Source organism: Roseovarius sp. (assembly GCF_027019125.1).
In the GTDB taxonomy this organism is placed as follows: Bacteria; Pseudomonadota; Alphaproteobacteria; order Rhodobacterales; family Rhodobacteraceae; genus Roseovarius.
Map to the genome: position 1 here is coordinate 37,231 of NZ_JALUXE010000028.1, position 25,299 is coordinate 62,529.

25 protein-coding genes are annotated in these 25,299 nt (G+C 62.0%); 15 read left to right on the top strand and 10 right to left on the bottom strand.

Annotated features, from left to right (window positions below; translation table 11 throughout):
- The first annotated feature begins 42 nt into the window (after window positions 1-42).
- Complete coding sequence (gene rpsA / locus MVC20_RS11690) at window positions 43-1,815, top strand: 30S ribosomal protein S1 (RefSeq protein WP_297541539.1); 1,773 nt, start codon at window positions 43-45, stop codon at window positions 1,813-1,815.
- 315 nt (window positions 1,816-2,130) lie between these two features.
- Here rpsA and glmM read toward each other — a convergent pair whose 3' ends face one another.
- Window positions 2,131-3,471, bottom strand: a complete 1,341-nt coding sequence (gene glmM / locus MVC20_RS11695) for a phosphoglucosamine mutase (RefSeq protein WP_297541541.1) — start codon at window positions 3,469-3,471, stop codon at window positions 2,131-2,133.
- Between the two features lie 133 nt (window positions 3,472-3,604).
- Here glmM and MVC20_RS11700 point away from each other — a divergent pair, with 133 nt between their 5' ends.
- Both MVC20_RS11700 and MVC20_RS11705 read left to right on the top strand, forming a co-directional pair.
- On the top strand, window positions 3,605-4,945 hold the full coding sequence (locus MVC20_RS11700; RefSeq protein ID WP_297541543.1) for a UDP-glucose/GDP-mannose dehydrogenase family protein: 1,341 nt from the start codon (window positions 3,605-3,607) through the stop codon (window positions 4,943-4,945).
- Between the two features lie 5 nt (window positions 4,946-4,950).
- A complete protein-coding gene (locus tag MVC20_RS11705; protein WP_297541545.1) occupies window positions 4,951-5,709 on the top strand; it encodes an SDR family oxidoreductase in 759 nt (252 codons plus the stop codon).
- 101 nt (window positions 5,710-5,810) lie between these two features.
- On the opposite strand, the gene MVC20_RS11710 is transcribed toward MVC20_RS11705, so the two are convergent.
- From MVC20_RS11710 to MVC20_RS11725, 4 genes are all read right to left on the bottom strand, one after another.
- Window positions 5,811-6,161 carry a RidA family protein gene (locus tag MVC20_RS11710; RefSeq protein ID WP_297541547.1) on the bottom strand — a complete coding sequence of 117 codons (351 nt, stop codon included), beginning with the start codon at window positions 6,159-6,161 and terminating at the stop codon, window positions 5,811-5,813.
- A gap of 68 nt (window positions 6,162-6,229) precedes the next feature.
- Window positions 6,230-6,709: a hypothetical protein gene (locus tag MVC20_RS11715; RefSeq protein ID WP_297541549.1), complete on the bottom strand. Its 480-nt coding sequence runs from the start codon at window positions 6,707-6,709 to the stop codon at window positions 6,230-6,232.
- A gap of 181 nt (window positions 6,710-6,890) precedes the next feature.
- Window positions 6,891-7,238 carry an antibiotic biosynthesis monooxygenase gene (locus MVC20_RS11720; protein ID WP_297541551.1) on the bottom strand — a complete coding sequence of 116 codons (348 nt, stop codon included), beginning with the start codon at window positions 7,236-7,238 and terminating at the stop codon, window positions 6,891-6,893.
- A 277-nt stretch (window positions 7,239-7,515) separates the two neighbouring features.
- Window positions 7,516-7,821, bottom strand: coding sequence for an NIPSNAP family protein (locus MVC20_RS11725; RefSeq protein WP_297541553.1), 306 nt, complete (start codon window positions 7,819-7,821; stop codon window positions 7,516-7,518).
- A gap of 81 nt (window positions 7,822-7,902) precedes the next feature.
- Between MVC20_RS11725 and MVC20_RS11730 the strand changes: the two genes are divergently transcribed.
- The 8 genes from MVC20_RS11730 (at window position 7,903) to MVC20_RS11765 (ending at window position 18,103) form a co-directional block, all read left to right on the top strand.
- A complete protein-coding gene (locus MVC20_RS11730; RefSeq protein ID WP_297541555.1) occupies window positions 7,903-8,586 on the top strand; it encodes a helix-turn-helix transcriptional regulator in 684 nt (227 codons plus the stop codon).
- Between the two features lie 107 nt (window positions 8,587-8,693).
- Window positions 8,694-10,169, top strand: coding sequence for a PLP-dependent aminotransferase family protein (locus MVC20_RS11735; RefSeq protein WP_297541557.1), 1,476 nt, complete (start codon window positions 8,694-8,696; stop codon window positions 10,167-10,169).
- 240 nt (window positions 10,170-10,409) lie between these two features.
- Window positions 10,410-12,185 carry a sulfoacetaldehyde acetyltransferase gene (gene xsc / locus MVC20_RS11740; RefSeq protein WP_297541559.1) on the top strand — a complete coding sequence of 592 codons (1,776 nt, stop codon included), beginning with the start codon at window positions 10,410-10,412 and terminating at the stop codon, window positions 12,183-12,185.
- A gap of 3 nt (window positions 12,186-12,188) precedes the next feature.
- Complete coding sequence (locus tag MVC20_RS11745; RefSeq protein WP_297541561.1) at window positions 12,189-13,349, top strand: acetate/propionate family kinase; 1,161 nt, start codon at window positions 12,189-12,191, stop codon at window positions 13,347-13,349.
- A 137-nt stretch (window positions 13,350-13,486) separates the two neighbouring features.
- Entirely contained in the window at window positions 13,487-16,306 is a 2,820-nt protein-coding gene (locus MVC20_RS11750; protein ID WP_297541563.1) for a molybdopterin oxidoreductase family protein, read from the top strand.
- A complete protein-coding gene (locus MVC20_RS11755; protein ID WP_297541565.1) occupies window positions 16,303-16,452 on the top strand; it encodes a hypothetical protein in 150 nt (49 codons plus the stop codon). Before MVC20_RS11750 ends, MVC20_RS11755 begins: the two co-directional genes overlap by 4 nt.
- Window positions 16,449-17,231, top strand: coding sequence for a 4Fe-4S dicluster domain-containing protein (locus MVC20_RS11760; protein WP_297541567.1), 783 nt, complete (start codon window positions 16,449-16,451; stop codon window positions 17,229-17,231). The genes MVC20_RS11755 and MVC20_RS11760 overlap by 4 nt, the downstream gene beginning before the upstream one ends.
- On the top strand, window positions 17,231-18,103 hold the full coding sequence (locus MVC20_RS11765) for a DmsC/YnfH family molybdoenzyme membrane anchor subunit (RefSeq protein WP_297541569.1): 873 nt from the start codon (window positions 17,231-17,233) through the stop codon (window positions 18,101-18,103). The genes MVC20_RS11760 and MVC20_RS11765 overlap by 1 nt, the downstream gene beginning before the upstream one ends.
- An 18-nt stretch (window positions 18,104-18,121) precedes the next feature.
- Here MVC20_RS11765 and MVC20_RS11770 read toward each other — a convergent pair whose 3' ends face one another.
- Both MVC20_RS11770 and MVC20_RS11775 read right to left on the bottom strand, forming a co-directional pair.
- Complete coding sequence (locus tag MVC20_RS11770; protein ID WP_297541570.1) at window positions 18,122-18,703, bottom strand: DUF1523 family protein; 582 nt, start codon at window positions 18,701-18,703, stop codon at window positions 18,122-18,124.
- 11 nt (window positions 18,704-18,714) lie between these two features.
- Entirely contained in the window at window positions 18,715-18,981 is a 267-nt protein-coding gene (locus MVC20_RS11775) for a hypothetical protein (RefSeq protein WP_037270428.1), read from the bottom strand.
- Between the two features lie 103 nt (window positions 18,982-19,084).
- On the opposite strand from MVC20_RS11775, the gene MVC20_RS11780 reads away from it, so the two are divergent.
- Window positions 19,085-19,900 (top strand): cyclase family protein, encoded by an 816-nt coding sequence (locus MVC20_RS11780; protein ID WP_297541573.1) that lies wholly within the window; start codon window positions 19,085-19,087, stop codon window positions 19,898-19,900.
- A 106-nt stretch (window positions 19,901-20,006) separates the two neighbouring features.
- A complete protein-coding gene (locus MVC20_RS11785; protein WP_297541575.1) occupies window positions 20,007-20,816 on the top strand; it encodes a polyhydroxybutyrate depolymerase in 810 nt (269 codons plus the stop codon).
- 77 nt (window positions 20,817-20,893) lie between these two features.
- On the opposite strand, the gene MVC20_RS11790 is transcribed toward MVC20_RS11785, so the two are convergent.
- The 3 genes from MVC20_RS11790 to MVC20_RS11800 all read right to left on the bottom strand — a co-directional run bounded on the left by MVC20_RS11790 (window position 20,894) and on the right by MVC20_RS11800 (window position 23,265).
- On the bottom strand, window positions 20,894-21,136 hold the full coding sequence (locus MVC20_RS11790) for a hypothetical protein (protein ID WP_297541577.1): 243 nt from the start codon (window positions 21,134-21,136) through the stop codon (window positions 20,894-20,896).
- A 157-nt stretch (window positions 21,137-21,293) separates the two neighbouring features.
- Entirely contained in the window at window positions 21,294-22,172 is an 879-nt protein-coding gene (locus tag MVC20_RS11795; protein ID WP_297541579.1) for a phosphotransferase, read from the bottom strand.
- Between the two features lie 133 nt (window positions 22,173-22,305).
- Window positions 22,306-23,265 (bottom strand): DUF808 domain-containing protein, encoded by a 960-nt coding sequence (locus tag MVC20_RS11800; protein WP_297541581.1) that lies wholly within the window; start codon window positions 23,263-23,265, stop codon window positions 22,306-22,308.
- A gap of 234 nt (window positions 23,266-23,499) precedes the next feature.
- Between MVC20_RS11800 and MVC20_RS11805 the strand changes: the two genes are divergently transcribed.
- Together MVC20_RS11805 and MVC20_RS11810 are read left to right on the top strand one after the other, a co-directional pair.
- Window positions 23,500-23,991 (top strand): Lrp/AsnC family transcriptional regulator, encoded by a 492-nt coding sequence (locus tag MVC20_RS11805; RefSeq protein WP_297541583.1) that lies wholly within the window; start codon window positions 23,500-23,502, stop codon window positions 23,989-23,991.
- A 159-nt stretch (window positions 23,992-24,150) separates the two neighbouring features.
- Window positions 24,151-25,293 carry a glycine cleavage T C-terminal barrel domain-containing protein gene (locus MVC20_RS11810; RefSeq protein WP_297541585.1) on the top strand — a complete coding sequence of 381 codons (1,143 nt, stop codon included), beginning with the start codon at window positions 24,151-24,153 and terminating at the stop codon, window positions 25,291-25,293.
- Window positions 25,294-25,299 lie beyond the last annotated feature (6 nt).

Below are 25,299 nucleotides of genomic sequence, written 5' to 3' on the forward strand. Positions count from 1 at the left end.
AGGACAAAAGAGATCGAGCAGGGTCGGAACCACCGGCCCTCTTTGTTTTGTGACCCGCCCGACCAACGAAACCCTGAAAGACCGGCGGAGACAACCGCACGGCCAGAAAACCGTCAAAAGGAAACCAGAGACCACATGGCTCAACATACATCTATGGAGGAATTCGAAGCCCTCTTGAACGAAAGCTTCGAAATGGACACACCCGAGGAAGGGTCTGTTGTCAAAGGCAAGGTCATCGCAATCGAAGCAGGCCAGGCCATCATCGACGTCGGCTACAAGATGGAAGGCCGCGTTGATCTGAAAGAATTCGCAAATCCCGGTGAGACCCCCTCCATCGCCGTCGGCGATGAGGTCGAGGTGTTCCTGCGTTCCGCCGAGAACGCCAAGGGCGAAGCCGTGATCAGCCGCGAGATGGCCCGCCGCGAAGAGGCATGGGACCGTCTTGAAAAGGCCTATGCCGACGAAGAGCGCGTCGATGGCGCCATCTTTGGCCGCGTCAAAGGTGGCTTTACCGTCGATCTCGGCGGTGCCGTGGCCTTCCTGCCCGGCTCTCAGGTCGATGTCCGCCCCGTGCGCGACGCGGGCCCGCTGATGGGTCTCAAGCAGCCGTTCCAGATCCTCAAGATGGACCGCCGCCGTGGCAATATCGTCGTGTCGCGCCGCGCCATCCTCGAAGAAAGCCGCGCCGAACAGCGCGCCGAGGTGATCGGCAACCTGACCGAAGGCCAGACCGTTGACGGTGTGGTCAAGAACATCACCGAATACGGCGCCTTCGTCGATCTGGGCGGTGTGGACGGCCTCCTGCATGTCACCGACATGGCATGGCGTCGCGTCAACCACCCCTCCGAGATCCTGACGATCGGCGAAACCGTCAAGGTGCAGGTCATCAAGATCAACAAGGACACCCACCGCATTTCGCTGGGCATGAAGCAGCTTCAAGAAGATCCGTGGGATCTCGTGGCCGCCAAATACCCGCTCGAATCGGTGCACACCGGTCGCGTGACCAACATCACCGATTACGGCGCATTTGTTGAGCTGGAGCCGGGCGTCGAAGGCCTCGTCCACGTCTCGGAAATGTCCTGGACCAAGAAAAACGTCCACCCCGGCAAGATCGTTTCGACCTCTCAGGAAGTCGAAGTCATGGTGCTGGAAATCGACGGTGCCAAGCGCCGCGTGTCGCTCGGTCTCAAGCAGACCATGCGCAACCCGTGGGAAGTCTTTGCAGAGACCCATCCCGAGGGCACCGAGGTCGAGGGCGAAGTCAAGAACATCACCGAATTCGGTCTCTTCATCGGTCTCGAAGGCGAGATCGACGGCATGGTCCACCTCTCGGACCTCAGCTGGGACGAGCGCGGCGAAGACGCCATCCAGAACTACAAGAAGGGCGACATGGTTCATGCCGTCGTTTCCGAAGTCGACATCGAGAAAGAGCGTATCTCGCTCTCGATCAAGGCTCTGGGCGGCGACAAGTTCTCCGAAGCCGTTGGCGGCGTGAAGCGTGGCTCGGTGATCACCGTGACCGTGACCGCCATCGAAGACGGCGGCATCGAAGTGGAATACGAGGGCATGAAGTCCTTTATCCGCCGCTCCGATCTGTCGCGTGACCGCGCCGATCAGCGCCCCGAGCGCTTCTCGGTCGGCGACAAGCTCGACGTGCGCGTGACCAATGTCGACGCCAAGACCCGCCGTCTGGGCCTGTCGATCAAGGCCCGCGAGATCGCCGAAGAGAAAGAAGCCGTCGAACAGTATGGCTCGTCCGACTCGGGCGCATCGCTCGGCGACATCCTCGGCGCAGCCCTCAAGGGCGACCGCTAAACAGACCGCAACCGGCATCTTGCCGGTTGCAATTCGCCAGACACGAAACGGCCCCACCGATCCGGCGGGGCCGTTTTGCATTTGGGGGGAGAGAGATTTTGAATTCTATCCACCGCTTGGAATGCCTCCCGCGCGGAACAAGGCGCGGTACGCGCCGCCGCGCGGATCGCTGGGCCGTCCCGCGGCCTAGCGATTTTGAGAGGGCACGCAATTCTGATGGTTCATACGGACTTGGCCGGCATAAAGTGGCAGCTACGAGTGTTGCTTCGCTAGTCCCCGGCCAGCAATCCGCGCGCTTCATCGCTTCCCCCCCCCTCAACTCTCTTGCCGCACCGCGCCCACAACCGTGTCCATCACCTGATCCAGCACCGCCGGGTTGAGCGCCTCGGCCATGACCCGGATCATCGGCTCCGTCCCCGAGGGGCGCACCAGCAACCGCCCGTCACCGCCCAAGAGCTTCTCCGCCGCCGCCATCGCGGATTGCACCGCATCCGATCCCATCGGATCCTTGCCCTTGGCAAAGCGCACATTGATCAGCTTCTGCGGCACCGGCTCGAACACCTGCGCCAGACGGCTGGCACGCTCGCCGGTCTCGACCATCGCCGCCAGAAACTGCAACGCCCCGATCAGCCCATCGCCGGTGGTGGCATAATCGGTCATCACGATATGGCCCGATTGCTCGCCGCCCAGATTGTGACCGCCCGCACGCATCGCCTCGACCACATAACGATCCCCGACCGCCGTCCGCTTGAGCGCGATCCCCTGTCCCTCCAGATGCCGCTCCAGCCCCAGGTTGGACATGACGGTTGCCACCAGCGTATTGCCCGCCAGACGTCCCTCGCGCGCCCAGCGCGTTGCAATCAGCCCCATGAACTGATCCCCGTCGGCGATCCGCCCCTTTTCGTCGATCAACACCACCCGGTCGGCATCGCCATCGAGGCAAATGCCCAGATCGGCGCGTGTCTCCAACACCCGGCGCGCGGCGGCCTGCGGCTTGGTCGATCCGCAATCGAGGTTGATGTTGAAGCCGTCCGGCTCCACTCCCATCGCGATCACCTCGGCCCCAAGTTCCCACAGAACCTCCGGTGCCGTGCGATAGGCCGCGCCATTGGCGCAATCGAGCACGATCCGCAGCCCCTCCAACCGCCGCCGATGCGGAAAGGTGGTCTTGGCGTATTCCACATAGCGCCCGCGCGCATCCTCGATCCGCTTCGCGCGACCGATATTCTCGGGCGCCGCCAGCCGCGTGCCCTCGTCCAGCAGCCGCGCAATCCCCGCCTCCGCCTCATCGCTCAGCTTGTAGCCATCCGGCCCGAATAGCTTGATCCCGTTGTCCGAGGCCGGGTTGTGACTGGCCGAAATCATCACCCCCACATCGGCCCGCAAACTATGCGTGAGATAGCCGATCGCCGGCGTCGGCACCGGACCCAGCAGAAACACGTTCATGCCGGTCGAAGTGAATCCGGCCGTCAGCGCATATTCGATCATGTAGCCCGACAGCCGCGTGTCCTTGCCGATCACCACGCGGTGCTCCTGCTTGTCGCGGCGGAAATACCGCCCCGCCGCCGCCCCCAGCCGCAGCGCCACATCCGCCGTCATCGGCCAACTGTTGGCCTGCCCCCGGACCCCGTCCGTCCCAAACAGCTTTGCACCCATCGTGTCTCTCCTTATCCAGTCAACGCCACAGCCGGGCCTGTTTTCCCCTACAGGACCCCGCAACGCGTTGACACACCCGATTCGACCACCAATACAGTCAAACCCAGAGGTTTTGCGTCAAAGGGCATGTAACATGAAAATTGCGATGATCGGAACGGGCTACGTGGGCCTTGTCTCCGGGGTATGTTTTTCCGATTTCGGCCATGACGTGACCTGCGTCGACAAGAACCCCGACAAGATCGCGATGCTCCTGCGCGGCGAGGTGCCGATCTTCGAACCGGGTCTCGATACCCTCATGGCCAAGAATGTCGAGGCCGGTCGCCTCCGCTTCACCACCGATCTGGCCCAGGCCATCGACGGGGCCGAGGCGGTGTTCATCGCCGTGGGCACCCCGACCCGGCGCGGCGACGGTCACGCCGACCTCACCTATGTCATGGCCGCCGCCGAAGAGATCGCCCGCGCCGCCAAGGATTATGTCGTGATCGTCACCAAATCCACCGTCCCCGTCGGCACCAACCGCGCCGTCAGGAAGGTGATCAAAAAGGCCAATCCGACCCTCGATTTCGATGTCGCCTCCAACCCCGAATTCCTGCGCGAAGGCGCGGCCATCGACGATTTCATGAAACCCGACCGCGTTGTCGTCGGCGTCCAGACCGACCGCGCCGCCGATGTGATGGCCGAAATCTACCGCCCGCTCTACCTGCGCGACTTTCCCATCGTCACCACCGATCTCGAATCCGCCGAGATGATCAAATACGCCGCCAACGCCTTTCTCGCGACCAAAATCACCTTCATCAACGAAATCGCGGCCCTCTGCGAACGCACCGGCGCGGATGTGAAACAGGTCAGCCATGGCATCGGCCTTGATGGCCGCATCGGCAACAAGTTCCTGCATGCGGGCCCCGGCTATGGCGGATCCTGCTTTCCCAAGGACACCCGCGCCCTGGCCCGCATCGGTCAGGATCACGGTCTGCCCATGCAGATCACCGAAAAGGTCATCACCGTGAACGAGGAAATGAAACGCCGCATGATCGACAAGCTGCTCGATCTTTGTGACGGCTCCTTCAACGGCAAGACCATCGCGGTTCTGGGCGTCACCTTCAAACCCAATACCGACGACATGCGCGATGCACCCGCGCTCACCATCATCCCGGCCCTCGTCGGCGGCGGGGCGCGCGTGCGCGTGACCGACCCCCAGGGCCAGCGCGAGGGCGAGGGGCTCTTGCCCGGTGTCACCTGGCACGATGACCCCTACAAATGCGCCAACAAGGCCGATCTTCTGGTTCTGCTCACCGAATGGAACGAGTTTCGCGCCCTCGACCTCAAACGGCTGGCGCGCAAGATGGCCACCCCCCGCATGGCCGACCTGCGCAACATCTACTCGGTCAAGGATGCCAAACGCGCGGGCTTTACCGCCTATGACAGCATCGGCCGCCCCGCCTATCGCCACGACGCCGCCCCGCAACAGGACTGATACCCATGACCGACGCTCCGAAAACCGCCGTTGTCACTGGCGCCGCCCGTGGCATCGGCCTTGCCACCACCCGGCAATTTCTGGCCCAGGGCTGGCGCGTGGTGATGATCGACCGCGACGCCGCCGCTCTGCAAGAGGCGGCAAACCCGCTCTCGGGCGTTGATCCGGTGCTCTGCGATGTCTCGCAGCCCGATCAGGTGGCGAAAATGGCCGCCCATGTGACCGCCACCGCGCCCTCTGTCGATGCGCTCGTCAACAATGCCGGCGTGGCCGATTTCGGCCCCCTCGCCGACACCGACTTCGCCCGCTGGCGCACCGTGATGGAGACGAACCTCGACGGCGTGTTCCTGATGTCTCAGGCGCTGCGCGACGCGCTCTGCGCGGCGCGGGGGGCCATCGTCAATATCGCTTCCATTTCGGGCCTGCGCGCCTCGACCCTGCGCGTGGCCTATGGCACCTCCAAGGCCGCCGTCAAACATCTCACGCTGCAACAGGCGGCAGAGCTTGGCGAATTCGGCGTGCGCGCCAATTGCGTCTGTCCCGGCCCTGTGGCGACCAAACTCGCCATGGCCGTGCACACCCCCGACATCGTCGCCGCCTACCACGATGCGATCCCCCTCAACCGCTACGGCAGCGAGGATGAAATCGCCGCGGTCATCACCTTCCTCTGCTCACCCGCCGCCAGCTACGTGACCGGCCAGATCATCGCCGTCGATGGCGGGTTCGAGGCCACCGGCATCGGCCTGCCCGCCCTGCGCGGCTAAGGCGCGCAAGAAAAACCCGCCCCGGATCGCTCCGAGGCGGGTTCATGCTGTCCGTCACGCCCCGGGACGCGCATCGCAGGACGCAAAGATCGGGCAAATCCTTACTTCTGCGCCGCCGTCACGATGAACTCGACCAGATACTCCGGCGTCGCGAGCTTTGCCTCACCCGCCGCGCGCGCCGGTGTGTGGCCCTGCGGCACCCAGGCATCCCAGACCGCGTTCATCTCGGCAAAATCCTTCATATCCGCCAGCCAGACGATGGTCTGCAGGATGCGCGTCTTGTCGCTCCCGGTCTCGGCCAACAGCGCATCGACCTGCGCCAGACAGGTCTTGGTCTGCTCGGTCACGTTGTCACCGGGCTTGCCGACCTGGCCTGCCAGATAGACGATGCCGTTATGCACGACCGCTTGGCTCATGCGGGGGCCGGTATGAAGACGGGTAATCTCACTCATGGGATGTCCTTTCAGATGTGGTCCCGCCCCTTTTAGGCAGCCCGATCCACCCGCGCCAGTGCCAATCGCTACATCCACCACCGCGCCCGGTCATGACGCGCCAGCCAGCCGCCCACGCTGAAATGATCCCGACGAATGAGCAGCACCAGCGCGATGAAGGCCGCCAGCACCGCCAGGTCAATCACCTGATTGCGGTTCACCGGAAAGCCCCGATCGTTCACGGCGAAGGGATCAAAGAACCCCTCCCAACGCCGCGTCACGGTAAAGAAATGCATGACCAGCAAGGCACCGTAGGAAAAATACCGCACCACCCCCAGCACCACCAGAATACAGAGGAAAATCTGCGCGCCACCCGCCAGATAGACCTGGCCGAGGCTCACCTCGACCCCGTCGAAATTGCGCGCCAGGCTCTGATATTGCCCCGGCGTGATGATCTTGTGCGCCGCCCACAGGAAAATGAACCACGCCAGCCCCAGCCGCAGCACCAGAACCGCCAGCGCATCCAGCTTGTCCTGCGGTGACAGAATGATTTTCTCGTGTAATGCCATTTGCGCCAATCCTCGTTTTCCAACGCCCTCTGGCTAACGGCATGAAACCCCACATTCAAATCACAGCTTGGCGAAGAGTGTGTCAGGCGCGTGTCGCCACCGCCAGTCCCGCGCCCCGTACGCCCGCCGCCCTTTGTCGCCGATGGTCCTCCTTTGCCCTTTGACTGCGGCGCGACCGGCCTCACGCCCCATGCGCCGCGCGGCTGTCCTCGGGCGCCTCGTCGCGCTCAGTCATGCCATAGTCGCGGATCACGCTGACCACGCGTAGCCGGTAATCGTCAAACATCACCTCGCGCCCCGCTTTCTGCGCGCCGCGATGTGCCGCCAATTGCCGCCACCGGATCACCGCCGCCTCATCTTCCCAGAACGACAGGGACAAGAGCTTGCCGGGGTTGGTCAGGCTCTGGAACCGCTCGACGCTGATAAAGCCGGGGATCGCCTCGGCCAGGGGCCGCATCTTGGCCGCCATCTCCAGATATGGCTCCTTTTGTCCCTCACCGGGGATCACCTCGAATATGACCGCAATCATCTCATTCCCTCCCGCATGGTTGCGCCGCTTCCCTTGGCCGCCTGCCCCGGCTCGATGCCTCCACGGCCCTTCTTGGCCGCCTGCCCCGGATCGACGCCTCGGCCGCCTGCCCTGACTGTCAGCCCTAGCATATTCCTGCGCCACTCCGCCACGTCGGCCACGGCGGTTACGGCATGTTGCCCCGGCAATCCGCATGGGCGGCAATTCTCGGCCACCGCGTCTTGCCTCGGGCTGCCGCCTGGGCGGCCCCTCTGCGCCGCGACAGATCCCACCGGGTTCATCCGCTCACCAGCTTCAGGAAAACGCGGTCCTCGCGCAACAAGAACCGCTCGCGCTGCGCGAAGGCATAATTCTCGCGCCCCAGCGGATCATCGGCCAGCCGCGCGCGATAGGCCTCATAGGCCGCGAGGGAGGGGATATTGTAAATGCCATAGGCCAGCGTGCTGCTGCCTTCATGCGGGGCATAATAGCCGATCAGATCCGCCCCACAGCGCGGGATCGCCTTGCCCCAGTTGCGGGCATATTGTGCAAACTCCTCTCTCTTGGTCGGGTCGATATGATAGCGAATCACACAGGTCAGCATGGCACGGCAGTCCTTTCAAAATGGTTGCAGCCTCCGATCTATCCGATTGCGCAGCATTCATGCTTCGTCTACCATCGAACTATGAAAACAGGTCCCGACATCGCCCGCATCGCCGCCCTGATCGGCGACCCGGCCCGCGCCAACATCCTCACCGCCCTGATGAGCGGCAAGGCCCTGACCGCCACCGAACTCGCGGCAGAGGCGGGCGTGACCGCGCAAACCGCCTCCGCCCATCTCGCCCGGCTGGAAGCCGGCGGTCTTGTCACCCAGGCGCGGCAAGGGCGGCACAAATACACCCGCCTTGCCTCGGAGGACGTGGCGCATCTTCTGGAAACCCTTATGGGCTTTGCGGCGGGGGCAGGCCATCTGCGCACCCGCCCCGGCCCCCGCGACCCCGAGTTGCGCCGCGCCCGCGTCTGCTACAACCACCTCGCGGGCGATATGGGCACCCGGATGTATGACAGCCTCTTGTCGCGCGGCTATCTCCACCGCGATGACGCGGTCCTCACGCTCACCGACAGCGGCCACCGCTTTATCGTCGCCCTTGGGCTCGACGTGACACGCCTGCCCTCTCCCCGCACGCCCCTCTGCCGCGACTGTCTCGACTGGTCCGAACGCCGCGCGCATCTGGCCGGGCGTCTCGGGCGCGGCCTGCTCGCGCATCTCGAGTCTCAGGGCTGGGCCAAGCGCGTTCCCGGTACACGGATCGTCCGCTTTTCCCCGGCGGGCACGGCCGCGTTTGACAGCCTCTTTCCCGCACCCTGAGCGAGCTTACAAAATCCCCTGACAGACCTTACAGAGCTTACAATTCCACGCCACGCCTCAAACCAGACCAGATTGCAAGGGCGATAAGTCCAGTCTAATCTGCCCCCATGGCGATTCCAGTCGAGACCTTCTTTCTTGCCCCCGAGGCCGAGGGCACGCTGCAGGCGCAGATCCAGCAGATGATCGCGCAGGGCATCCTGTCGGGCCGCTTTCGCAAGGGCGAGAAGCTGCCCTCCTCGCGCAAACTCGCCGCGCATCTGGGCGTCAGCCGCATCACCGTGACCCTCGCCCTGACCGAGTTGCAGGCCAATGACTATCTCGCCTCGCGCGACCGCTCTGGCTACTATGTCTCTGAAAATGCACCAGAACCTCCGGCGTTTACCGCGCCCGCGCCGCGCGGCGACACCATTGACTGGTCCCGCGCGCTTGGCCGCCGCTTCACCGGTGGCGACACGCCCGAAAAGCCGCAGGATTGGGCGCGCTACCCCTATCCTTTCATCTACGGCCAGACCGATCCGGCGCTCTTTGATCATGCCAACTGGCGTCACTGCGCGCTTCAGGCGCTTGGGGCCAAGGATTTTCAGGCGCTCACCGCCGATTACTACGATCAGGACGATCCCAAACTGATCGAGTTCATCGCCCGCCACACTCTGCCGCGTCGCGGCATCATCGCCCAACCCGATGAAATCCTTGTCACAATGGGCGCTCAGAACGCTTTGTGGCTCACCGCTCAGGTGCTCTTGACCCAACGCCGCACCGCCGCCATTGAAAACCCCTGCTACCACGCCTTGCGCGACATTCTCATGCAGTCGCGCTGCCATCTGATGCCGGTGGACGTGGACCGCGACGGCCTGCCGCCGGAAAACCTGCCCGATGAGGCCGACGTGATCTTTACCACGCCCAGCCATCAGGCCCCCACCAATGCCACCATGCCCCTGGCACGGCGCAAGGCGCTGCTCGCCCGCGCCGCCGAGATGGAGGCGCTGATTGTCGAGGATGACTACGAGTTCGAAGTCTCCTTTCTCCGCGCGCCCCTCCCGGCGCTGAAATCTCTCGATACCGAGGGGCGAGTGATTTACGTAGGCTCTTTCTCCAAGTCGATCTTTCCTGGGCTGCGCCTTGGCTATCTTGTTGGTTCCAAGTCATTTATCCGCGAATGCCGCGCGCTGCGCGCCTCGGTCCTGCGCCATCCGCCGGGCCATGTTCAGCGCACGGCGGCGTATTTCCTATCCTTGGGACATTACGACAGCCTGGTGCGCCGGATGGGTCAGGTCTTTGCCCGGCGCCGCAACGTGATGGAGAGCGCACTTGCCGAACACGGCCTCGACATCGCCGGGCGCGGTGTTTTTGGCGGCTCCTCGATCTGGATGCAGGCCCCGGACCATATCGACATGGGCCAGATCGACACCACCCTCAGGCGGTCGGGCGTGTTGATAGAACCGGGCCATCCGTTCTTTCACGGCACCGACCGACCCCGCAATTTTTACCGCCTCGCCTATTCCTCAATTCCCTCGGATCGCATCCCGCAAGGAATTGCCCATATCGCCCGGGAATTGGCCTTGATCCCCGGGCAAACCCGCTGAACGGTAATTCAGTGCATTATTATTCAAAATTAATAACTTGCCGCCTCCCCCCGGCACGCGCCCCAAAAGCGCACAGAGCGATACGTCACGCTTATTGATACCCAAATTCTCATTTTCAAAACACACTGGCCTTATCCTACAGCGCCTTCTGGCCCTAGAAGTAACCCCCACAGACCGCTAGTTTCGCATAGGATATTCCCATTAACCGCCACCGCGCGCCCGACCCAGAGGACCCAGCCGATGAAGATGACCACCGAAGAGGCCTTTGTCAAAACCCTGCAACTGCATGGAATTCAACACGCTTTCGGGATTATCGGCTCTGCCATGATGCCCATCTCCGATATTTTCCCCAAGGCCGGGATCACTTTCTGGGACTGCGCGCATGAGGGGTCTGCCGGCATGATGGCCGATGGCTACACCCGCGCCACCGGCAAGATGTCGATGATGATCGCCCAGAACGGCCCCGGCATCACCAATTTCGTGACCGCCGTCAAAACCGCCTATTGGAACCATACCCCCCTCCTGCTCGTGACCCCGCAGGCCGCCAACAAGACCATCGGTCAGGGTGGCTTTCAGGAGGTCGAACAGATGAAACTGTTCGAGGATATGGTCGCCTATCAGGAAGAGGTGCGCGATCCCTCGCGCATCGCAGAAACTCTCAACCGTGTGATTCTCAAGGCAAAACGTGCCTCTGCCCCCGCCCAGATCAACGTGCCCCGCGATTTCTGGACCCAAGTCATCGACATCGAATTGCCCGCAATCGTCGAGTTTGAGCGCCCCTCGGGTGGCGAGTCCGCGATTGCCGAGGCGGCCAAACTGCTGACCGAGGCCAAGTTTCCCGTCATCCTCAACGGGGCCGGTGTGGTGCTGGCCGATGGGATCGACGCCTCACGCCAACTGGCCGAGCGTCTCGATGCCCCGGTCTGCGTCGGCTATCAGCACAATGACGCCTTCCCCGGCTCGCACCCGCTCTTCGCGGGGCCCCTGGGCTACAACGGCTCCAAGGCGGGGATGGAACTCATCTCGCGCGCGGATGTCGTGCTCTGCCTTGGCACGCGCCTCAACCCCTTCTCGACCCTGCCGGGCTATGGCATCGACTATTGGCCCAAAGAGGCCAAGATCATTCAGGTCGACATCAACCCCGACCGCATCGGCCTGACCAAGAGAGTGACCGTGGGCATCGTCGGCGACGCCAAAAAGGTCGCCACCTCGATCCTCGCCCACCTGGGCGAGAGCGCAGGCGACACCGACCGCGCAGACCGCAAGGCCCTGATCGCAAAAACAAAATCGACATGGGCACAGCAACTCAGCTCGATGGACCACGAAGACGACGATCCCGGCACCACCTGGAACCAGCGTGCCCGCGCCGATAAACCCGACTGGATGAGCCCCCGCATGGCATGGCGCGCGATCCAGTCCGCCCTGCCGCGCGAGGCGATCATTTCCTCGGACATCGGCAACAATTGCGCCATCGGCAATGCCTACCCGTCGTTCGAAGAGGGCCGCAAATACCTCGCCCCCGGCCTCTTTGGCCCCTGCGGCTATGGCCTGCCCTCGATCGTCGGCGCCAAGATCGGTTGCCCGAATGTGCCGGTGGTGGGCTTTGCCGGCGACGGTGCCTTTGGCATCGCGGTCAATGAACTGACCGCCATTGGCCGCTCGGAATGGCCCGCCGTGACACAGATCGTGTTCCGCAATTACCAGTGGGGTGCCGAAAAGCGCAACTCAACCCTTTGGTTTGACGACAATTTCGTCGGCACGGAGCTGGATCAGCAGGTCAGCTATGCCGGGATTGCGCAGGCTTGCGGCCTCAAGGGCGTGATTGCCCGCACGATGGAGGAACTGACCGAGGCGCTCAACACCGCGATCAAGGACCAGATGGAACATGGCAAAACCACCCTCATCGAGGCCATGATCAATCAGGAACTGGGCGAGCCCTTCCGCCGCGACGCGATGAAAAAGCCCGTAGCCGTCGCCGGAATTGATCCCGCCGACATGCGCGAGCAGCAGGTCTGACCCATGTCGAGCCCCGGCAACAGCGATCTCGTTCTGGTCCTGAATGCCGGGTCATCCTCGATCAAGCTGGCCGTATTTGATGGCCAGCTCACCCAAATCCTGACCGGGATCGCCGATGGTATCGGCGGCCCCGGCACGCTGAAACTGGGCGATGTAAAGGCCGCCCGGAGCCTGCCCGATCACGCGACAGCCCTGCAAGAAATCCTGCAAGAACTTGAAAATCAAGGATTTCCCATCACCCGCTTTGCCGCCGCCGCGCATCGCGTGGTGCATGGTGGCACGGCGCTGACCCAGCCCATGCGCATCACGCCTGCGGTGCTGACCGCGATCAAGGCCTGCACGCCGCTTGCCCCGCTGCACAACCCGCACAACATCGCCGCGATCGAAACACTGGCCAGGCTCGCCCCCGATCTGCCGCAGGTGGCCGCGTTCGATACAGCCTTTCACGCCAGCAACCCCGAGGTCGCCACCCGCTACGCGCTGCCTGCCGCAATCGAGGCGCGCGGCATCCGGCGCTATGGCTTTCACGGCATCTCCTATGCCACTTTGGTCGACAGCCTCCCTTCCCTGACCGCTACCGCACTACCCCCGCGCCTTTTGGCCTTTCACCTTGGCAACGGCGCGTCGGTCTGCGCCATCCGTGACGGAAAGTCAGTCGCAACATCAATGGGTTACTCGCCCCTTGAAGGGCTGACCATGGGCACCCGCACGGGCATGATCGACGGCAACGCCGTGCTGCGCTTGGCCGAAGAGGACGGCATCGCCGCGACGCATACCCTTCTGAACAAGGAAAGCGGGTTGCGCGGCCTCTCGGGCGGCCTGTCGGACATGCGCGCACTGCTCGCCGACCCCTCCCCGGCAAGCGCCTTCGCGGTCGAGCATTTCTGCTATTGGGCCATCCGCCACGCAGGATCGCTCATCGCCGCGATGCAGGGGCTTGATGCCGTGGCCTTTACCGGCGGCATCGGCGAAAACGCGGCCCCCGTGCGCGCCCGGATCATGGAAGGCCTCGCTTGGCTCGGGGCAGAGATCGACCTCCGCGCCAACGAAACAGGCGCAACCCGCCTGCACACCCCGACCTCGAAAATCGCTTGCTGGATTGTTCCGGCCCAAGAGGAACGCATGATCGCCGCCGACGCACGACGCCTCTTGTCCAGCGATTGAAGCCAAGAACAGGAACAACAGACCGGTAATTTCGGAATTTCCGAGACATGTTTTCAGGAAATGAAAAGAATCAAGAAGATGGTCGCGATCAGGTTTCTTCTGCCATAACGTGACGCCGACGGAGGAAAAGACCAGCCATGACACATCAGCCCCGCATCGACACCTCGCCGCATGTCTCGGATGAGGTGCGCAAAACCACCTGTTACATGTGCGCCTGCCGCTGCGGCATCAACGTGCACCTCAAGGGGGGCAAGGTTGCCTATATCGAAGGCAATCGCGACCACCCGGTGAACAAGGGGGTGCTCTGCGCCAAGGGCTCGGCCGGCATCATGCAGGTCAACGCCCCCTCGCGCCTGCGCGCGCCACTCAAGCGGGTCGGCCCCCGTGGCTCGGGCGAGTTTCAGGAAATCTCTTGGGACGAGGCGCTGCAAATCGCCACTGACTGGCTCGAACCGATCCGCCATAACGATCCGTCCAAGCTCGCGTTCTTCACAGGGCGCGATCAATCGCAGTCTTTCACAAGCTTCTGGGCGCAGAATTTCGGCACCCCCAACTATGCCGCACATGGCGGATTCTGCTCGGTCAACATGGCGGCGGCCGGTATCTACACGATGGGCGGCGCATTCTGGGAATTTGGCCAGCCGGACTGGGAGCATACCAAGCTTTTCATCCTCTTCGGCGTTGCCGAAGACCATGACAGCAACCCGATCAAGATGGGCATTGGCCGGATCAAGGCACGGGGCGCGCGCGTCATTGGCGTGAACCCGATCCGCTCTGGCTACAACGCCGTGGCAGATGACTGGGTGGGCATAACCCCCGGAACGGATGGGCTTTTCATCCTGTCGCTCATCCACGAACTGATGCGGTCGGGCAAGATCGACCTCGACTACCTCGCGCGCTACACCAATGCGCCGGTGCTGGTGAACAGCGATCCCGCCTCGCCCGAGCACGGGCTTTTCCTGCGCGATGATGATGGCAAGCCTCTGGTGATCGACCGCAAGACCGGCCAGCTCACCGCCTTTGACACACCCGGCGTGCGCCCTGATCTCTCGGCCACATACGAGGCAGACGGCATCACGCATCGCCCGGTGATGCACCTGATGGCCGAACGCTATCTCGATCCGCAATACGCTCCAGAGGCAGTCTCTGGGCGCTGCGGCGTGACCCCCGACAAGATCCGCCGAATCGCCGCCGAAATCGCGCGCGTGGCTTTTGACGAGGCAATCACGCTCGATCACGAATGGACCGACTTCCGCGGCGAGACGCATCAGACCATGACCGGCCGCCCCGTCAGCTTTCACGCCATGCGCGGAATTTCGGCGCATTCCAACGGGTTCCAGACGGCCCGCGCCCTGCATGTGATGCAAATCCTGCTCGGCACGGTCGAGGTGCCCGGCGGTTTCCGCTTCAAACCGCCCTATCCCAAACCCGTAAGCGCCCACCCCAAACCGCATTGCGGCGTGCAGCCCGATTGCCCGCTCGACGGCCCGCATCTGGGCTTTGTGCGCGGCCCAGAGGATCTGGCGCTCAAACCCGACGGCACGCCCGCCCGCATCGACAAGGCATTTACCTGGGAAAACCCGATGTCGGCGCATGGGCTGATGCATATGGTCATCTCCAACGCCCATGCCGGTGATCCCTACAAGATCGACACGCTCTTCATGTACATGGCCAACATGTCGTGGAATTCCTCGATGAACACGCGCGGCGTGATCGAGATGCTGACCGACAAGGACGAGAGCGGTGCCTATGTCATTCCCCGCATCATCTATTCGGATGCCTATAGCTCTGAGATGGTCGCCTATGCCGATCTGATTCTGCCCGACACAACCTATCTGGAACGCCACGATTGCATCTCGCTGCTGGATCGCCCGATCTGCGAGGCGGATGCCGCCGCCGATGCGATCCGCTGGCCGGTGATCGAACCTGACCGGGATGTGCGCGGCTTTCAAACCGTGCTGGTGCAATTGGCCAACAAGCTGAAATTGCCCGGTTTCACCGCCGAGGATGGCACGGCGAAATACGCCGATTACGCCGATTACATCGTCAATCACGAGCGAAAACCGGGCATCGGCCCACTCTCGGGCTTTCGCGGCGATGGCACAGAGACTGGACGCGGTGCGCCCAACCCAGACCAGCTTGACCAATACATCGAGAACGGCGGCTTTTTCGTCAACCACATCCCCGACGGCGCGCAGTATTACAAACCGTGGAACATGGCCTATCAGAATTGGGCCGTCGGTATGGGCCTCTTTGACACGCCACAGCCCTATGTGTTTGATCTCTATGTCGAAACCATGCGCAGGTTCCAACTGGCCGCCGAGGGGCATGGCACGCGCCAGCCCCCCGACCACCTGCGTGACCGGATCAAGGCCACGATGGACCCGCTGCCAATCTGGTATCCTCCCTTCGAGGAGGCGCATGTCGATCCCGACGAATTCCCCGTCCATGCGCTGACACAGCGCCCAATGGCGATGTATCACTCCTGGGGTACGCAAAACGCATGGCTGCGCCAGATTCACGGTCAAAATCCGCTCTACCTGCCCACCAAAATCTGGGAAAAGCACGGTTTCAGAGATGGGGATTGGGCGCGCGTCACCTCTGCCCATGGCGAGATCACCGTGCCCGTGGCGCATATGGCCGCGCTCAACGAAAACACCGTCTGGACATGGAACGCCATCGGCAAGCGCAAGGGGGCCTGGGCGCTCTCCGAGGATGCCCCCGAGGCAACGCGCGGCTTTCTGCTCAACCATCTGATCCACGAGCTTTTGCCGCCCAAGGGTGACGGCCTCAGATGGTCCAATTCCGATCCCATCACCGGACAGGCGGCGTGGTTCGACCTGCGCGTCAAGATCGACAAAGCCACGGCACCGCAAGAAGCGCAGCCCGCCTTCGCCCCGATCAAATCGCCGGTTGGGCAGGGCCCCGAGCATCTTGAATGGAAGGTCGGAAAATGAGCGGCAAAGCCCTGACATTGCTGGTCATTCTGGCCTTTGTCGCGTTCAGCGTCGGCTCGTTCATCTGGTTCATCGCCACATGGGACAAGAGCCGCGAAGAACCGGTGAGCATCCGACCCCTTATCCTAGAGGAGCGCCGCACATGACAACGCTTCCCGCATCCACCACCCGAAAACTGGGCCTGGTGATCGACCTCGACACCTGCGTCGGCTGTCACGCCTGCGTGGTATCCTGCAAGGGCTGGAACACCGAGAATTACGGCGCTCCCCTGAGTGATCAGCAACCCTATGGCGCGGCCCCTTCGGGCACATTCCTCAACCGCGTTCACAGCTATGAGGTGCAGCCGCTGGCTAGCTCGGCCATGCCGCACCCCGCCGCGCAACTGGTGCATTTCCCCAAATCCTGTCTGCATTGCGAGGACGCGCCTTGCGTCACCGTCTGTCCCACGGGGGCCAGCTACAAGCGCGTCGAGGATGGGATCGTTCTGGTCAATGAGAGCAATTGCATCGGCTGCGGTCTCTGTGCCTGGGCCTGTCCCTATGGCGCGCGCGAAATGGACGCCGCAGAAGGGGTGATGAAGAAATGCACCCTCTGCGTGGACCGCATCTATAACGAGAACCTGCCCGAGGTCGACCGCGTGCCGGCCTGCGTGCGCACCTGCCCCGCCGGTGCCCGCCATTTCGGGGATTTCGCAGATCCCGAAAGCAATGTCTCGAAACTCACCGCCGAGCGCGGTGGCCTCGATCTCATGCCGGAACAGTCCACCAAACCTGTCAACAAATACCTGCCGCCGCGCCCCAAGGATCGGCTCGACCAACCCAAGCCGGTGGGCGAGATCGACATTCTGGCGCCGTTCCTCGCCCCCGTGATCGAGGAACCCAAGGGCTTCCTTGGCTGGCTCGACAAGACCTTGGAGAAGCTCTGATGCATCCAGCCCCTTCCGTCATCGTCTTTACCACGCTTTCGGGCCTGGGCTTTGGCCTGCTGTTCTGGCTGGGTCTGGGACTGCCTGCGGTCACTGGCTGGGTTGCCTTCGCCTTCTTCGCCATCGCCTATGCACTGGCCGTGGGCGGGCTCATGGCTTCAACCTTTCACCTCGGGCATCCCGAACGCGCATGGAAAGCGTTTAGCCAGTGGCGGTCAAGCTGGCTGAGCCGCGAAGGCGTCTGCGCGGTCGCGGCGCTTGTCGTCATGGGGATTTACGGCGCAGGTCTTGTATTCCTTGACGAACGTATGGCGCTTTTGGGCTGGTGTGGCGCAGCGCTCGCTCTTGGCACCGTGTTCACCACGTCGATGATCTATGCCCAACTGAAAACCGTGCCACGCTGGAGAACCCCCCTGACACCCGCGCTCTTGATTGCGATTTCACTGGCCGGCGGCGCGCTTTTGGCGGGGCAGGTCAGCGCGGCGCTGATCCTGATCCCGATCGCAGGGGTCCTGCAAATCCTGTGGTGGGTGCGCGGCGACGGGGCCTTTGCCGCCTCGGGCACGGATATGGCAACAGCAACGGGCCTTGGGCATATCGGCACGGTGCGCGCCTTTGAGCCACCCCATACCGGGCCCAACTACCTCTTGCGGGAATTGGTCTTTCAGGTTGGGCGCAAACACGCGCTGAAACTGCGCGGCATTGCCTTTGGTCTGGGCTATGCCGTGCCTGTCCTGCTCTTGCTTGTGCCCTTTAGCCATGCTCTGGCCTTGGTCGCTGTCCTCGCCCATGTCGCCGGGGTCGCGGCGTCACGCTGGCTGTTCTTTGCCGAGGCAGAGCATGTCGTGGGTCTCTACTACGGCAAGCGCTGAGGTCGAATGGGCGCGGTTTTAACCGCGCCCGACGCCCCATTCCGTGTCACCCTGTTCCTGGCGCCCGTTCCAGAACCGCCGCCAGCGAACCCGGATGGCCCAAGCTGATGCGGCGAGCAACAGGAGGATCACGATCTTGACCCAAGGGATGATCTGCACATCCGGCCCCGCGACCGGCCAGATGCTGACGGCATTGGGATAGATGGAAAAGAACTCGTTCCGCCAGCCATAATGGCGCACGACGACCCATTGGGCATTCTCGGCTGATTTCTTGGACATCATGTCCGAGGCTTCGGCCTGCAAATTCGAGGTGTCGAACTTGAAATAGGGCGGCCAGCCCCAGCCCGTATCCTCGTTGCGATAGATCATCGGCTTGTCATTGGCACGGAAGGTCTGGATGAAGAACACATCCCGTTCGGTCGCTGTCGGGTCCTCTCCGGTATCCGCATTCGACCAGAAGAGCGCATTATCCCCCGGATTGACCCGCTTTTCATAGGTATCCGTGATCCGCACCACATCATGCTGCGGCAGCGTGTAATGCAGAAATGCAATCACGCCGGTCCAGAACAGACCCCAGAATACCCATTTGACATAGACCATCATCGGCCCCCTTACATGAAGTTCGTCAGATATATGATGACCACCACTGTCACCACCGGAACGATATAGACCAGCCAGATCAGCCGCTTGCGCAGCGATTGCTCATATTGCGCCATACCGGTCTCTATATAGGTATTCCTGTCGCCGGGACGACCCGCCTCTTCCCAATCGCGCTCCATTTTCCGTCGCCGCACGGAACGCGAATACCAGGAGATCGCCAGATAGAGCACCGTCAGAGCGATCAATCCAAAAATCAGCAAGCGCATCAGCGCCACCATGGCATGTTCCTTGTTTTCAGGTTCCGACCAAAGCCGCCCCTTGCATAACGCAGAATCATGCTAGGCTGCACCCCATATGCACCGAAACCCGAAAGGACATGCCATGTGTGACGCCTGTATCATCAACGCGGTCAAGGACAGGATGCTGTCGCGCCGCGGCTTTTTCACCGCCGCGGCAGGAGTCGGGGCAGCGGCCGCATTGTCCCCTCTTGGCGGCACGCCCGCCATGGCGAATGGACATGCCAAGGTCGAGGACCTGACCCATACCTATGACGCGGATTTTCCCACCTATTTCGGCGCGCCCGGCATCTCGACAGAGCAGAATTTCAACTTTGCCGAAAACGGCTTCAACCTGATGACCCTGACGGTGAACGAGCACACTGGCACCCATGTGGATGCGCCGCTGCATTTCTCGGCGGATGGCGCATCGGTCGATGAAATCGCCGTGGGCGATCTGGTCGCGCCGCTCTGCGTGGTGGATATTGCCGCACGCGCGGCACAGGACGCCGACACGATGCTCACCCCTGACGATCTCAAGGCGTGGATTGCCACCCACGGCCCGATCCCCGACGGCGCCTGTGTGGCGCTGCATTCCGGTTGGGGTGCCAAAACCGGCACCGACGCCTTCCGCGGCTTTGATGGCGAGAAACAGCATTATCCCGGCTTTCACATCGAGGCGGCGCAGATGTTGATCGAGGAAACCGGTGCCCGCTCGATTGCCAGCGATACACTGTCGCTCGACCACGGCCCCTCGGCCGATTTCGCGACGCATTACGCCTGGTTGCCAACGGGCCGGTTCGGCATCGAATGTCTGGCCAATCTCGACAAGGTGCCCGCCGCCGGGGCGACCATCGTGATCGGCGCGCCCAAGCACCGCGGCGGCTCTGGCGGGCCCGCACGCATCTTTGCGTTGATCTGACCTGTGCGGCCCCGACATGGATCGTCGGGGCCAAACCTGACACCCTTGTGACATGACATTTCAGGCACGGTGCGTAGTCTGGTTTCAGTCACGTGTCGGAGATGCCATGCGTTCCCTGTTCTTCCTGCTGTGTTTTCTCTGTCCGGGGCTGCTGCACGCAATCGAGACAACCGAGGATCGCTGTCACGCCGAACTGCCCTGTCCCTTGGGGGACCGTTCCTATCACGTGCTAGAGCCTGATGGCTGGGATGGGTCGTCGCCCTTGCCGGTTCTATTGCATTTTCATGGGTGGATGCGGCAAGGCACGGTCGTGGTCAAACATCCCCGCGTCGCGGGTGCCACACGGCGACGCGGCGTGCTGTTACTGGCCCCCAATGGCGAGGGCAGAACGTGGAACTTCTGGACCTCCCAAACCGATGATGTGGCCTTTGCCGCCGCCGTGATCGAGGATGCCGCCAAACGCTATCCGATAGACCGCGCCCGCATCTTTGTCTCGGGCTATTCCTACGGATCCGCGATGGCTTGGCGTTATGTATGTGAGAACGGCAACGGCGTTTCCGCTCTGCTGGCGGTATCGGGCACCCTGCGCCAATCAGAACGCTGCCAACAGGCCCCTCAAGAGATTCGTCACGTGCACGGCACCTCAGATACCGTCATGGACTTTCCGTTCGGTCCGGAGGGCGAGACCACATGGCCTGTCAAACTCTGGCGGGACAGGCTGGGATGTGCAGAACCCGGCGAGGGGCGTGGAGACTGGAGCGCGACTGAACCGCTCAGCTTTCAGCGCATCACATGGGAGGACTGCACCGAAGGCCGCGTAGTGCTTGATGTGCACAGCCGTGGCCATTTCATCCCGCGCGGTTGGATCGCCAGGCAATTGGACGAGCTGCTGGCCTTGCCTCCGTCCTACCCTTGAAACAGCAAAAAACGGGCAATTCTGCCCGTTTTCTGTATTTCGCATGTTGATTGCCGCTGAAAACGGCGCGACCAATATCAGTTCGTGGTCGTCGTGGAGGACGAACCGTCGCCACCCGAAGCAGCAACTGCGCCAACAATGATTGCACCTGCAATAACAGCCACAGTGGTGCCAGTGGTCAGGCCCAAGCCGAGACCAGCGGCCTGACCCTGCGTCGACACGAAGGGGTCAGCATTGGTTTTTGCTTCTTCTGCCAGCACAGGAGCTGCAGCAGAGACTGCCAGAGCAGCAGCGGCGGCAAGCGTCGAAATCTTCTTCATTTTATTCTCCTATCCATTATGGACCATGACATCCCAAAAGGACTTAGGTCTGCTTATGCCATAGCTCAAGGCTCAATGGAACCCGAATTTTCGCCATGCGCCCATTCTCGCCGCCTAGAGATATAGTTGCAACGGCCTGATTAATTTTTATGCAATTTCAGAAGCATACGGCGCTCATTGCGGCGATTTCCGCCTCTGTTCCTTCGCCAGCAGCGCAATCACCGCGCGAATCGAGCCAGAGACAATAGGCCGCCATGCGCCAATGGTAGAATGCTGCAAGCGATTGGTAGCGCCGGGCAATCTCCGGATCGGGATAAGATGCCAGAAATCTCTGACGCTCGTTCTCCGACAACGGCGCACCGCGATAAGCCATTTGCATCGCCGGGGACAGAAACAGGGCGATATCCTCACACGGGTCGCCAATCGCCGGACATTGCCAGTCTATAAGCCGCCAATCCCCCGGGTTTCCAACGATATTTCCAGCAACGGGATCGCCGTGCAGCAAGCACTTTCGCCCGACAGGCGGAATCACCCCCGAGGGGCGAAAACTCAGAATGCGCTTGGCTTTGAGAGGGGGACAGTGGGACAGGATGTATTCTGTCTGGCGCACAAGCCCCTCACTCCCATCTGGCACCGCGCGCAAATTCCCCGGGCCTGCCATGCGATGGACCCGGTACAAAAGTGCGGCAATCTCTGACACGCCCGTCTGCCAGCTTTGACCGGGGACATGCTCATAGATCACGCAATGCCCCTCTGCGGTGGCAAAGTCATCCAACCACCTTGGGGCAAGGTTCTGATTTTCCAAATGCCGGAGACAGGTAACCTCTGCATTTGCATCATTGGGAAACAAGGGATTGTCCGAAACATTGCCAAAGAGCTTGACGACGATGGACAGGTCCTCGGCCTCGACTTTCCAGCTTTGGTTCGTGCGTCCGCCCAAGAGCCGTGTCCAGAGCGCATCGGACACGGCAAACCCGCGCCGCAATAGCGCGCCCTGCAACCCGAATTGCGTCGTCTCAGCCGAGTCTTGTCTCAAAAGCTCTCACCGTAAAACCAAGGAAGGTTGAACAAGGCTAGAAGGAAGCAGGTGATCCCACAAGACACGGCGTTCTGGGCACCTCGAGGGATCGAGACACCAGTGACCTGCTTTTGACGGACGTGCAACAGAGTCACGATTTCTCGGGAAAGAGCCAGTCGGAAACCGGAACAATTGCTCGGATGACAATCGGGATCAGCGCAAAACCAGCAATCAGGCCGAGAATACCGTCGAGCCCCGCCGTCACCGCCCAAGAGACAAGGCCGGGCATCGTGCCAGCCGCCTCTGCCGCCCATGTCGCGGCAAGCTTGATCTGCTCATACGGCAGATGCCAGCCAAGTTCATGCAGACCATGCACCAGAATGCTGCCTCCGACCCACAACATCGCAACCGTTCCGATGGCGCCGATTCCCGTCAATACACCCGGCATGGACCGGACAATACCCCGCCCGAACGCGCGCGTGGGGGAAAAACGCCCGGTCGTACTCAGATGCAGGCCGATGTCATCAGCCTTTACCAGTAGGGCAACGGCACCATAAACCAGCGCGGTGATGCCTATGGCAACCAGAGCCAGGGCCGTGGCCTGTATCCAAAAGGTGCCAATGTCGATCTGTGACAGGGCGATGGTCATGATCTCTGCGGACAAAATGAAATCGGTCTTGATTGCCCCTTTCACACGCTGCTCTTCAAGATGTGCCGCCTCAAGTGTTTCGGCCTCCTGCGGGCCGTGGTCCTTGTGTGGCACGATCAGATGCCAGACCTTCTCGGCACCCTCGAAGCACAGATAGGCCCCGCCGATCATCAATAGAGGCGTCAACACCCAAGGCAGGAACGCATGCAGCAAAAGCGCTGCAGGCAGCAGGATCACCAGCTTGTTGAAGAACGAGGCGCGCGCGATTTTCCAGACGATCGGCAACTCGCGCGCCGCAGGCAGGCCGGTGGCGTATTTCGGTGTGACAGCGGCATCGTCGATGATCACACCGGCGGCCTTGGTGCCGGCCTTGCTCGCCTGTGCAGCCACATCGTCGAGTTGCGACGCGGCCAGCTTGGCGATAGCGGCCACATCGTCGAATAGCGCCAGTAATCCGCTCATGACTTTCTCCGCATGTGGTTGGGCCGCCGGTTCCTGACCTCTACCAAGGAACAGGCCCGACATTCAACGATCACGCGCCAGACCGGGACCAGGGCAAGGCAATCCTCGTCGTTTTTGGCGAGAAAGATGTTGCAATAGGGCTAGGACGTGCGGATATGCGCGATACATTCGAATGGTGCGTGCAACGCGCTGCGCGATGACCCATCGCCATCTTGTGACAAAGGGTTCCAGGGGATGAAACGGCTCGGGCTTGATGCAACGGATATCCGCATTCTCAATGCGGTCCAACAGCATGGCCCCCTGAGCAAGACTCGGCTGGCTGAGATTGCCAATATCTCGCCGACCCCGTGTTGGGCACGTCTTGACCGTTTGAAAGCGGCGGGCTTTATCCGCGGGTATCACGCGGATATCGTGCTCGAGAAGATCTGCGATTTTACCGAGGTGGTCGTTACCGTCTCGCTCACACATCACCGCAAGGCGGATTTTGACCGGTTCGAGGGGTTCGTCCGCGGGCGCGACGAGATCACCGAATGTGTCGCCACCGGCGGCGGCATGGACTATGTGATGCGCGTCATCTGCCCCAGCCTTGCGCGGTTCCAGACCGTGATGGACGCCATGCTTGCCGGTGACTTGGGCATCGACCGCTACATGACCTACATCGCCACGCGGCGAGTCAAATCCGGTCAACCGAGTCTCGCGCTTCTCACGGCAAAAGACGGCAAGTGATCCAAACGACCGCGTAGTCTGTCCGCGATTGAAAATCAGCCTGTTCAGTCTGCGCGGATCGTTTTTTCAGACCAAATTCCGGTGCCGTTTGGCCCTAGAAGATCGCCAGTTTCAGACAGTCCGCCGCGGTGGCGTGACGGAACAGCAAGGGCGAAAACCATGATGCAAGCAGACGACTTCGGCTTTGGCACCCAGATCCGTAAATCCCCCTATTTCGACGCCACCGTGCGGTGGGGAGCCAAGGGATTTTCGGTTTACAATCATATGTATATCCCGCGTGACTTTGGTGATCCGGAGCAGAACTTCTGGACCCTCGTGAACGACGCCATCCTCTGCGACGTGGCCGTAGAGCGCCAGGTCGAGATCACCGGCCCCGACGCTGCACGCTTTGTCCAGATGCTGACGCCGCGCGACCTGTCGAAAATGGCCGTTGGCCAGTGCAAGTACATCCTGATCACCAATGCAGAGGGCGGCATTCTCAATGACCCGATCCTGCTGCGTCTGGCCGAGAACCACTTCTGGATTTCGCTGGCCGATAGCGACATCCTTCTTTGGGCGCAGGGTGTGGCGGTGCATTCCGGTATGGATGTGACCATCGGCGAACCGGACGTGTCCCCCCTGCAATTGCAAGGGCCGAAATCGGGCCTGATCATGCAAGAGCTCTTTGGCGAGAGCATCCTCGATCTGAAATACTACTGGATGCGCGAAGTCGAACTGGACGGGATGCCCTTGATCGTATCGCGCACTGGCTGGTCGAGCGAATTGGGCTATGAGATTTACCTGCGGGATAGCGCCCATGGCGATGCCCTGTGGGAACGGATCATGGCGGCAGGCCTGCCCTTTGGGCTCAAACCCGGCCATACCTCCTCGATCCGTCGCATCGAGGGTGGCATGCTGTCCTATCATGCCGATGCCGACATCAAGACGAACCCCTACGAGTTGGGTTTGGACCGTCTGGTCAATCTCGACATCGAGGCAGAGTTCATCGGCAAGGCCGCGCTGCGCCGCATCCGCGACGAGGGCCCCAGCCGCAAGCAGGTCGGCCTGATCATCGACGGCGCACCGCTCAAGGGGCCGAACACCACCTTCTGGGCGATCAATGTGTCGGGCGTGCAGGTCGGCAAAGTCACGTCAGCCGTCTACTCACCGCGTCTGGAGCGTAACATCGCATTGGCCATGGTCGCGGCAGAACATGCCAATATCGGTGCCAAGGTCGAGGTTGTGACCGGTAAGGGACCCGTGCGCGCCGTGATGGTGGAGCGCCCCTTCTACGACCCCAACAAGAAAATCGCCGCCGCCTGAGCGCGC